Annotated in this window: 8 protein-coding genes and 1 pseudogene; 7 read left to right on the plus strand and 2 right to left on the minus strand. The window is 40.4% G+C overall.

Going from position 1 to position 10981, the window contains the following annotated elements; translation table 11 throughout:
* From P9B04_RS06410 to P9B04_RS06425, 4 genes are all read left to right on the plus strand, one after another.
* A partial coding sequence (locus P9B04_RS06410; RefSeq protein WP_342054166.1) for a DUF3991 and toprim domain-containing protein occupies window positions 1-1620 on the plus strand: 1620 nt, incomplete at its 5' end.
* Between the two features lie 653 nt (window positions 1621-2273).
* The gene (locus P9B04_RS06415; RefSeq protein ID WP_342054167.1) at window positions 2274-5348 is read left to right on the plus strand and encodes a plasmid replication protein, CyRepA1 family; all 3075 of its coding nucleotides are present in this window, start codon (window positions 2274-2276) and stop codon (window positions 5346-5348) included.
* 225 nt (window positions 5349-5573) lie between these two features.
* The gene (locus P9B04_RS06420; RefSeq protein ID WP_342054168.1) at window positions 5574-7013 is read left to right on the plus strand and encodes a S8 family peptidase; all 1440 of its coding nucleotides are present in this window, start codon (window positions 5574-5576) and stop codon (window positions 7011-7013) included.
* Window positions 7014-7475: 462 nt separating this feature from the next.
* On the plus strand, window positions 7476-7673 hold the full coding sequence (locus tag P9B04_RS06425; RefSeq protein WP_342054169.1) for a hypothetical protein: 198 nt from the start codon (window positions 7476-7478) through the stop codon (window positions 7671-7673).
* A gap of 504 nt (window positions 7674-8177) precedes the next feature.
* On the opposite strand, the gene P9B04_RS06430 is transcribed toward P9B04_RS06425, so the two are convergent.
* Together P9B04_RS06430 and P9B04_RS06435 are read right to left on the minus strand one after the other, a co-directional pair.
* Complete coding sequence (locus P9B04_RS06430; RefSeq protein WP_342054170.1) at window positions 8178-8603, minus strand: hypothetical protein; 426 nt, start codon at window positions 8601-8603, stop codon at window positions 8178-8180.
* Between the two features lie 185 nt (window positions 8604-8788).
* Window positions 8789-9745, minus strand: coding sequence for a tyrosine-type recombinase/integrase (locus tag P9B04_RS06435; protein ID WP_342054171.1), 957 nt, complete (start codon window positions 9743-9745; stop codon window positions 8789-8791).
* 107 nt (window positions 9746-9852) lie between these two features.
* Between P9B04_RS06435 and P9B04_RS06440 the strand changes: the two genes are divergently transcribed.
* The 3 genes and pseudogenes from P9B04_RS06440 to P9B04_RS06450 form a co-directional block, all read left to right on the plus strand.
* Window positions 9853-10203, plus strand: a complete 351-nt coding sequence (locus P9B04_RS06440; protein WP_342054172.1) for a DUF6883 domain-containing protein — start codon at window positions 9853-9855, stop codon at window positions 10201-10203.
* Entirely contained in the window at window positions 10200-10514 is a 315-nt protein-coding gene (locus P9B04_RS06445; protein WP_342054173.1) for a DUF4926 domain-containing protein, read from the plus strand. The genes P9B04_RS06440 and P9B04_RS06445 overlap by 4 nt, the downstream gene beginning before the upstream one ends.
* A 175-nt stretch (window positions 10515-10689) precedes the next feature.
* Window positions 10690-10981: pseudogene (locus tag P9B04_RS06450) on the plus strand (hypothetical protein); the annotation flags it as partial.

The raw sequence follows: 10981 nt of genomic DNA on the forward strand, positions 1-10981 counted from the left end.
ACAACAATTTCAGCAAGACTCACGGCACACATTCAAAGACGCTCTGAGTTCCATCAACAAAAATACGGGACAAATCACCAAACAAGTCCTAATTTGGTCGCAATGGGTGGCTTATCTCCCAGCAGCGACTTTTCTTCTGACCTTAGTGGGTACCTTAGCCGGCAGTTGGGGGATGAGTCAATATTTAACCAGCCAATTTCAACAGATTCAGACCAACAAAGCGACCCTCAACCAACTCAAACAGGAGACTTGGGGCATCGAACTGTATCAAACCAACCAGGGGAAATTCATAATCCTACCCCCCAACAGCAACCACAAAACCGACTGGAAATGCAAAGGGAAGCCCTGTATCAAGCTGTAGAAGAAGACGATGACCCCACTAGAGAAAGAACTTTTAGAAACCTTCAAAAACTTTGCCATTCAATACGAACAGGACAAGAAAGAACAACAGAAATTAATCGACAAATCACTAGAGCAACAGACGAAAAGATTGGAGTCTTTAATCAGTCAACAGAACGAATTAATCAAGAACTTCTCAGAAACAATCAACTCATTCAACAACAGAATGAACGACTTTCACGAGAGGATCGAAAGGCTAGAAAACGCTTATCAAGACATCATGAACGTCTTAGAAGAATAAAAGACCAACAAGCACAAGAACTGGATAAGTTTAAAACTGATATTAATCTCGCTGATTATGCTCAAGCTAACGGTTACAGCATAGACAAAAAGAAAAGTTCAGTTAACTGTCTTGTTCTTAAAGATAACCGAGGGGATAAGATTCTCGTTGGTCTTAATCAGTCCGATGGACACTACTTTTACTCATCAGTTAATGACGATAAGGATAGTGGTTCCATCATTGATTTTATTCAGAATAGAAGAAATCTCAACTTAGGAGAAGTGAGAAAAGAACTTAGACCCTGGATAAATGAACCTTCTAATCCTCCTTATTCTCCTAAACAAGCAACGCCTAAACTAACCCCAAGTAGCCCAGACAGACATAAAATCATTACTCAATTTGAAGGGTTCCAAGCAATCTTCACTCATCCTTATTTAACCCGACGGGGTATTAGCCAACAGACCAGCAATGACCCTAGATTTCAAGGGAGAATTTACACTGACCACCGTCATAATGTTATTTTCCCCCATGCAGACCGTGAAGGAGTTTGTGGTTATGAACTGCGTAATCAGGAGTTTAAGAGCTTTTCTAAGGGGGGGATCAAGGGTTTATGGGCTTCTAACGGTTCACCTGATGATACAACACTGGTTATTTGTGAAAGTCCCCTGGACTGCTTAAGTTATCATCAACTCTTCCCTGATGAGACTACCCGCTACTTTGCTACTGGTGGCACTTTATCAGATAAGCAAAAAAACTTACTGAAACGGGTTTTTGAAAAGTTCCATAATAAAGGGGGACATATTATGATTGCTACTGATAATGATGAAGCTGGTCAGGCAATGGAACAGGAATTAAGGAATCTTGCTCCTGAAACTGCTCAAATTAATCGGATAGTCCCTAGACATGATAAGGATTGGAATGACGCTCTTATGGCTGAAATTCGACGGCAAAGGGAACAGCAGGAACGTCAAAAACGCAGAGGACGGGGATTGTCTCGCTAAACACCCATCCCCATTAAATTTTGGGGCTGGCTTTCTGTCTACTTATTCGGTATATTTAAGAACAAGGGAAAATATCTGCATACTTGTATGACCATTTCCCAGACAACGCAACCGCTACTCAAGCTTTTAAGCTTTGAAAAACTTGAAACGGTGTAAAGCCAAAGAATAGTTTTATGAAGTTTTAAAAGCTAGGAGCAACCCAAACCTCCTAACAGTTCAAAATCTTGTTTGGCCACGAGATAACTGTAGGGGGGTCACAGGGGGTTGCTGTCTTAATTTTATTAATTTTAGTGTAGCATTACAACACCTATATGTCATTTGTCATGACAAAATTTAACTACTTGACCGAAATTTGGAGATTTCAGAGCAAAAAAAGACAATCCCTTGCTTTTTAGCCAGGTTCAGAAGATTGTCTATTCTCTCTTAAAGTTTTGTTGCTTTATTGTTGATTTTGGAGATTAAAGATTTCCCTCTGACAATAAAAGGCTTGTTTACTCATGAAGCTGGCATTCTCCAATTTTTAGTCAATCTACCATCACCAATCCTTTGAAGGTAGTTTCTACTGTCTAACAGTGACATTCAACCCTAAAGCTTAAATAAGACAGCATCCTCCCTGTATGGGTCGCTTTCACCAACACTCATGGAAAGCACCAATGAAGGAAAACACAGGGACACAACAAAACCAAACTTTCGCTCACATCAAAGCCCCACACTACCAAGAATGGCTAGAGAGTTCCGTCGCTCCTGCTATCATCGCGAATAACGTCAAATCCCTATCAGGCAACACCCCTTATGAGTATTTGTTCTATAGCGACGACATCAAGCGTTTAAATAACGGGCGACTCACATCAGGCGACCTTAAAAAATATTCCCACCTAAATAATGGGGGATGGTGGGTGAGTGGCGTTAACCCCCTAACCGGAGAAGAACAATTATGGGGACAATTCAAATCTGATACCCCCAGAGTCATCGTTGAAGTCAAAGGGGATAATGGTTTTGGTGGTGAAACGATCGCCAAAGAAAAAATCATTAAATATGAAGCCCCCCCCAAAGTCCCCACCGAGGCCATGTTCCTACGGGTTACATACCGTATTGGCTTAAACGTTTTCAGAAAAGCCGGCTTAGGCAAAGAATACGCTGAATATGCCTACTCTCAATACAAAAAATCCTCTAAAAAACTAAATAATCTCGATAGAATCAAATTACTTGATTTTATGGAGACAGAAGACCAAGGTTTCTGGCCCTTAGTCATCGACCTTAACCTCCCCATCTGCATCACTGAAGGAGCCAAAAAAGCCGGAGCCTTACTCTCTATCGGTATCGCAGCCATCTGCATTTCTGGGATATGGAATGGCTGTCCCATTCCCAAAGATGCCCTTGGCAACAAAATCGGTTTACCCCGTCTCCTTCCCCAATTAGCCCTATTTGCAACAGTTGGACGGGAAATTAGTATTTGTTTCGACAATGATCCTAAACTAAAGACCCGTATCAACGTTAAAAAAGCCACCGAACGACTAGGCGGTTTATTTAGCCGAGCCGGTTGTCAAGTTAAAATCCTCACCTGGGATGCCCCTGAAAAGGGCGTTGACGACCTCATCCACTCAAAGGGTCAAGATTACTTTGAAAGCGTCTATGAGAGCCGTTTATCCTTGGCTGAGTATAAGATCCAAGGCTTTTGCCACCTCATCCCTGACTTAACCATTAACGAGCGATATATCCCTGAAAGCTTACAATATCCCCAAAATGCCAAACTCATTGGAGTCAGATCCCTACACGGCACAGGAAAAACCGAATGGTTAGCCAAAAAAATAGCCTATTACCTAGCCAACCACCAAAAAGTCATTATCATTGTCCATCGGGAACAATTAGCCCGTGAATTAGCCCGTCGCTTCGGGATCGACTACCGTACCGAAGTTAAAGACAATCAATGTTTCGGGCAGTTTGGCTATGCCCTTTGTATCGACTCTTTACATCCCAAGGCCAAACCCTCCTTTGACCCCGAAGCCAAACAATGGGAAGATGCCGTCGTTATCATCGATGAAGTCGAACAAGTTTTATGGCATTTACTCAATGGTGGAACTTGCCAGAAAAACCGTGTCAGAATCCTTAAAACCTTCAAACAACTATTACAACGAGTCGCCCAATCCAAAGAAGGTAAAATCTTCATAGCTGATGCTGATTTATGTTCCATTAGTATTAACTACCTTGAACAATTAATCGGCTATAAAGTCCCTAAATTCATTGTCAATAATAGCTATGTACCCGAAGCGGAAAGATTACTGTATCGCTTCCTTAAAAAAGACCCAGGAGAATTAATCAGTCACTTAGAAGACAATATCAAGAAAGGGCATAAAGTTATTATTCATACCGACGGACGAAAATACAAAACCACTTGGGGAACCCGTACCTTAGAAGCTTTCTTTAAGCGGAAATTCCCCGGACTTAAAGTGTTAAGAATTGACCGAAAAACCGTCACACAGAAAAACCACCCCGCTTGTGGATGTATTGAGAAATTAAATGAGGTTCTCCCACAATTTGATATTGTTATTTGTAGTCCCGTTATTGAAACCGGGGTGAGCATTGACGTTGACCATTTTGACTCCGTTTATGTCCTGAGTCATGGGGTGCAAACCGTTGATGGGATCTGTCAAACCTTACAACGAGTCAGAACCGATATACCCCGTTATGTCTGGTGTAAACAATGGAGTCCCCACCAAATAGGTAATGGGTCAAATGATATTAAATCCTTACTGTCCTCCACTCATAAACTAGCATCGGCACAGATTAGCTTATTACAAAAAATGGGCATTACTGAAGCTAATGATGTTACTTTTTATGAGGAAAGTGAAGATATTAAATCCTGTTCCCCTTCATTAATTGCTTGGGCGAAACGAGCCGTTGTTATTAATACTAACAATCATAACTTAGCTGATACTTTCTTTAAGAAATGTGAAAACATCGGCTATAAACTTATAGACATCGATGATCTAGATAATGATTACACTGAGATTAGTAAAGAGGTTAAATCAGTTAAAAATAGTAATTATGGAGGGCATACTGACAGGGTATCTAAGTCCCCGAAGATTGACCACAAAACCTATCAAGAACTTAAGGAAAGGAAGGACTTAAGTGACTCAGAAGAAGAAACCTTAAAGAAAGCCGAAATCAGCCGTGCTTATCTCACCGAAGAGGTTAGCCCCCAAATGGTAGAAAAACACGATAAAGGATGGTTCCCTAAGTTACAGTTACTTTATTATTTAACTGTTGGTGAAGCTCATTTAAAGGATAAAGAAAAACATAATCTCACTCAACTTAAAGAACAGTCAGATAATGGGGAATTATTCAAACCTGATGTTTGTAAATCTACCCTTGGAACTCAACTATTTTTCTTAATTCAGTTGGATATTTTACAGTTCTTAGATCCAGATGCGGAGTTTGATAAAGATTCATTACAAGAATGGTATGAGAAGATCACCACCCCTGTGATGAAGTCTCATATTAAAACGGTGTTTGGTTTTTGGATAGGGGAAATGGATACGGCCATCTCTGTGGCTCAACGATTCCTTGATAAATTAGATTTAGGGCTTATCTTTGACCGACGGGAACGACGGAAGGGTAAACAGATGAGGATCTATAAAGGGTGTAATCTAAACTCGGAACAACGGGGTGAAATATTTGAGCGATGGTTGAAACGAGATGAGTCCAACTTAATGAATGAAGCTGCATAGTTACTCAAGTGAGTCACCCCTGGTATAAATAATTATTTAATTACATTAGGGGTGACTTACTGATGAATCATTTAGAGATTCTGCTTCTATCCAGTTTTTGCGACAAAAAAGCAATTATTAAGTTTCATCATATTTTGAACCTACTTTATTCAGTAGTCTGCCAGGATATATAGAATGGGACTGAATTGAAAAAGAAATTCTCTATAGTAAGCCTCAACGACGATTATGGATGCTTTTATTCCCTCAAGTTCGCAATTACCTAGATTTCGTAAAGAAAAGCTAATTGTTAAAATACGTTCATCAGCAAACCTTAACACAATATTTTCAGCAGCTAGAGGAAGTCAAAGAATAAGTAGCTTAACCTACCCAGGTCTGGCAATTCTTTCTACTTTTGACCGAGCTGGACTAATAAGAAAAGTTACTCCTATAGCACCTCCAAGAGCCGAGGAAGTTTCTATACTTGCGACGCAAGATGTCTTTACAGCGCTTCAAGCAAGTCTAGAGAGAGTGCCTTCAGATGATGTATGTTCAGGTGTTAGTATTATTGAACTTGAAGATGCTCAATATCTACCAGAAATTCAGTTAGCTTTGGCCAATGATCCAAATGTTGAGTACGCTTCACGCATTCCTATACGTTATCTAGTAGCATCAACTCAATCCGGAGGACCTGATTTAGGAATTACAGCTACTCCTCCTCCAACCATATGGAACCTGAAAAAAATACGCTGGGCAGATGCAAGAGCCTTACCTGACTTTCGTGAAGCAACTGATATCAAGGTAGCTGTTCTTGATACCGGAATTGATGTGAATCATCCTGATCTAAAAGGAAAAATCAAAAACTATGTTTTTGATGCTCCAGATTTAGCTAATCCCTCCAGTAATAGAGATATCTTGGGGCATGGAACTCATGTTGCAGGAACCATAGCAGCTTCTATCAATAATGATATTGGCATTAACGGAATTTGCGATTGTCATCTAGGTATCTGGAAGGTTTTTGATGATACACCTGACTTTGTTCAGTGTGGTGAAAATGGTTACCAGTACTTGACCAATGACTGTTTGTACCTTCGCGCGCTCTGTGACTGTATAAAGCAGAATATTGATGTCGTTAACCTAAGCATTGCTGGCACTGAGTCCGATCCATTTGAAATCGAGGTTTTTCGTCGCTTGATAGAAAATGGGACAACAGTTGTTGCAGGGATGGGAAATTCTGCAGAGCTAGGAAATCCTGTGATGTATCCAGCTGCTTATCCTGATGTGATAGCTGTTGGCGCTACTAAACAAGATGATAAGGTAACGATCTTTTCAAGCTTTGGTAACCATATTTCGATATCTGCTCCTGGAAATGCAATTTGGTCTACTTTGCCTACCTATCCAGGACATCTGACGCTTGAAGCTGTGTGCGATGGTGATAATTATAAGGTTGGGAGAATATCAAGAGCGCGTGACATTCAATACGATGCATGGGCTGGAACTTCAATGGCTACTCCTCATGTTACAGGTGCTGTGGCTCTAGTGCTGGCTAATAAAGGAAGAATGAAGCCGTCTGAAGTACGTATGCTACTCAGAAAAACAGCTGACAAAGTTCCAGATATGGAAGGGAAAGAGTTTGACCCTCGTTATGGTGCAGGCAGGCTGAACCTATTGCGGCTGTTAAGTGAGTAGCAGGGGGAGCGTTACAAATGGGGGTACGGGGTTTGAGTAGCAAGTGCGCTCTTCTACACCGTTGAGGTACTTGTTGAGTTCTAAAATCTTTCCCCAGAAAGAGTTTCAGCCTTAGCGTGGTTTTTGTCACAGATGCTGCTCAAACCCCAATTAGAACGAGATATCAAGGGTTTCAAGCTTCTCATTTCAGATAGGTTTAATTGGTACAGTGATCGCTAATTTCTAAACGGCAGTTTTTTCTCAGTTGCTACCCAAACCCGAATTTGTAGACTTGATCTAGAATCTTATAGCCGTCACAACACCTGCATCGCAAAAATTTTAGTTAATGAGACGAAACTTATCAATATTTAATTAATCTATAAGCTTTTATTAATTTTTAAAACAAAACTCATTTAAATGCCAATAAATGCTAAATAAATTGTTATTCTATATGTAAATTTATAGATTATAGAGATAAAAAATATGACTGAAAATAAGATAAAAGATGATGTTTATTCTACTGCAGCTGTTATCACTATTGAAAATGGAAAAGCAGTTATTGAACTAGGTGAAACCTTTGGTTTAAATCCAGGTGAATTCATTCCTTTACAAGATAATAAAATAAAAATCAAAAAAGGGAGTGGTAGTATTTCTGTTTTAAATGGTCATTCAATAATCTAAGGTATTTTTTGGTATTTTCCTGTGGAACTGCTTCTATAAGGTAAACACTATGAATGTTGATACAGCTCGGTTTTCTCGCAGGGAAACTAAAAAAAAGTTTTTGCAACAGAACCAATATGCCACAAGCACAACGATTTTCGCCTTTGTATAGCAATGGAGAAATTTTGGTCGGTAAGGAAAATTAAAATGCTGAACCCCTTACAAACAGAGGATCTTGATTTTAAGAGTGAAATTTCATAGCGATCGCTACTGAACAAGATGAGTTTTTTTGAGCTAGTGTCTCACTTTAGACTTTTTCTGGGACAGTTTTTTCTCAAACCGTTGCTAAATCGTTATCACAAGCGATCAATAATCTGATTACCAATCATCGTAAATGGGACAGTAACTATTTAAAAATCCCTTACCGACCAAAATTTCTCGTCTGCTATACAAACACCATTTTGCAGTTATGGACTAAGCATATTTTGGCTCTCTTTAGAATGAAATAGCCCTGCACCTTTTGCTTTAGAATTCTTTTAATAGAGGCTTAAATTCTTCAGGTATTTCACCATCTATTGGAACTTGATTTCCCGTGTCAGGATCTAATTTAGTAATAGTGTAGAAGTTATCTGATGAATTCGACTCAGATACCTTCAATGCAGGATTAAGCTCAAGACCAGTTAAAGTCAAGCAATAACCATCACCTGCATTTGCGGTATCTCCGCCAGAACCACCATCCCAAACCAGAAACATAAACACTTCTTGTGAACAAGCAGATGCAGGTCTCGAAAAACGGTAGCCATCTTCGCCAGGTCCAATATTAACTGATCCAGGTCTCCCATCACTTGGATCAGATGTTTTAGAACCGTCACTATAAGTAAATGTTGCAAGTGTTCTAATAATACGAGCATTAGTCGTATTGTTTCTAAATCTAACTCTGTGTAAAGGCATTATACTTAATATTGATTTAATGACTTAATATAGATTATTGTAAAAAGTATGAGCAAATTTTCGTATGATAAAATCAAAATACTTACAAATATTTACAGATTTAGGGACTGTTGCCAAAATTAGTGGGTAGTGATTCCTATGTAGTAAACTTTCAACTGACTTATAACCCCGTCAGGTCAGAAATCCTAGCTCAAATTTAAACACTGCACCGCCCGTCGTTTCGTCTCCTCCCCCCGTCGATCATATTTAGCCGTCGTCACCGGAGAACTATGCCCCACCAACTTCTGCACCGTGACAATATCAACCCCTGCATCCAATAAATCACTACAAAACGTCCGCCTGAAATCATGGGGAGAAAACGACTCAATTCCCGCCATTTTTGCCCGTTTCTGTATAATACGCCAAACCGTATCCGAGTGCATCTGGCCTAACTTTAAATGACCCCCTCGATGGATACGACAAAACAAACATCCCTCCTCTTCCCCTCGCACCCCTAACCATCGCTGAATATACGAAATAGTATCCTCTGGCAAATAAACCCGTCGACTTTTCCCCCGTTTCCCCTTACGCACCAACACCTCCCCCGTACTCGACTCAAAATCCCTTAATTCTAACTTCACCAACTCAGAGCGTCGTATTCCCGTCCCCCGTAACATCACCATAATGGCTGCATCCCGAATATCCATCGCACTCTCCTCTCCACAAGTCCCCAACAACGCCCTAATTTCCTCTGAATCAAGAGATCGCCCCCTTAACTCCGGTTCGGCTTGAATATTGGGAAAATCCACCGCTTTTTGATAATCCTCAGCAGCCATCAACCCCAAGCGATGAGCCTCTAATAACACCCGTCGCAACGCAGACAGCATCTTATTCGCCGTCACAGGAGCCAACTTTTGCAACAGAGCCACCCTCACCGCAGCCGTATGGTGGTAGCGCAGCATAGACCAATCTAAGGTATCCGCATCACAGTCCCCATTCGTTAATAACGACGCTATAGTATTAAGAGAATAGCGGATAGTGCGACGGCTACCTTCTCCCAACCCCGATAAATAGACGCTTGCCGGATGCAGGGTTACGGGTATGGGTGCAGTCAATTTGAGATTTTCTTCTGCATGGCGATCGCAGTCCATCAGGCTAACCATAATGACCCAACCCTTGGCTAAGGAAACTTTATAGAACGTTCAAGACGCAATTCTCACGTCCTATTAAACCATACAATCATTCCTGAACCAAAGGATGGAAAGGGTAAGTGAAACTCAAAGAACTTGTCAACCACATAGAAATTAACCCCCGTAAACTAACAGAATATGCCCTTAATCCAGATAACCCTAAAGGAGCCAATAAAGCCTTGATGTTTCAACGTCACTTAGGCTATACCAAAGATAATTATCAACCCTTACTAGACCAAATTTATGACCAAGCTTTAGACGCAGAAGCTACCTTTCAATTTAAAGATGAGCATGGAGAACGCTATCAAATCGACTTAGAAATAACAGGCATAGAACCAGATCAACAAGAAATCGTGCGAACAGGATGGATAAGAGAACTGAACGCCAAAACAGCTAGATTAGTTACCCTATATGTTAAGAAAAGATCATGAGAAAACCGTCACTGTTTGATGTCGTTGAATTACTAATAAATTTACCCGAAGCTAAACAGTTTATTGGCAGTCAAGGAAGCATTGTTGAATGCTTTGACGATGGAAAGTATGAGGTCGAATTTAGTAATGAAGACGGAGAAACCACTGCTTTATGTACCCTGTCAGAGCAACAGTTTATAGTAGTTTGGCAAGCAAAAACTAAAACTTGGCTGTCAGTTTCAGAACGATTAAATGCTGTTATTAATAACTTATCTGAAGACAAACAGCAAGAACTCTTAAACTTTGCCCGCTTTCTTCATCAAGTTTCCTAAAAATAGGTGATCCCTTGTCTGTGTGTCGTCTTCAACTATACAGTGTTACCTGAAGACGACACACCTGTATCCTGACAACAACACACCATGAATGTAAAAGAATTATGCGGTCTCGCGGAGCGAGTGCCTTCGGCAACGCTATAAGCTTCAATCTCGTAAATCTCTCTACTCTCGTTTGGAAGCTGTCGGACTAAAATTACCCAAAGATGACGACGGCAAAGCCTACGCCACCGAACCAATGATCCAACAATTAGACGACTTGGATCTACACATTAAAAATGGTGGCAGCCTAAAAAACTACACACCTGTTACCTCAGTAACGACACATCTAGAAAGCACTGATAACGCTAATATTTTAGACAATACAACACAGACAACACAACTTACGACACAGCAAACGACACAGATGAGTCGTGAGGAATTACTAGAAATTATTGAAGTTTTAGGGACAGCGATCGCTTCTCGAT

Source organism: Crocosphaera sp. Alani8 (genome assembly GCF_038442745.1).
GTDB lineage: Bacteria > Cyanobacteriota > Cyanobacteriia > Cyanobacteriales > Microcystaceae > Crocosphaera.

Bases quoted from the DNA above. Each gene is read 5' to 3' on its own strand.
- P9B04_RS06435 (WP_342054171.1), bottom strand. From the start codon at position 9,745: ATGGTTAGCCTGATGGACTGCGATCGCCATGCAGAAGAAAATCTCAAA.
- P9B04_RS06425 (WP_342054169.1), top strand. From the start codon at position 7,476: ATGACTGAAAATAAGATAAAAGATGATGTTTATTCTACTGCAGCTGTT.
- P9B04_RS06415 (WP_342054167.1), top strand. From the start codon at position 2,274: ATGAAGGAAAACACAGGGACACAACAAAACCAAACTTTCGCTCACATC.
- P9B04_RS06430 (WP_342054170.1), bottom strand. From the start codon at position 8,603: ATGCCTTTACACAGAGTTAGATTTAGAAACAATACGACTAATGCTCGT.
- P9B04_RS06420 (WP_342054168.1), top strand. From the start codon at position 5,574: ATGGATGCTTTTATTCCCTCAAGTTCGCAATTACCTAGATTTCGTAAA.
- P9B04_RS06445 (WP_342054173.1), top strand. From the start codon at position 10,200: ATGAGAAAACCGTCACTGTTTGATGTCGTTGAATTACTAATAAATTTA.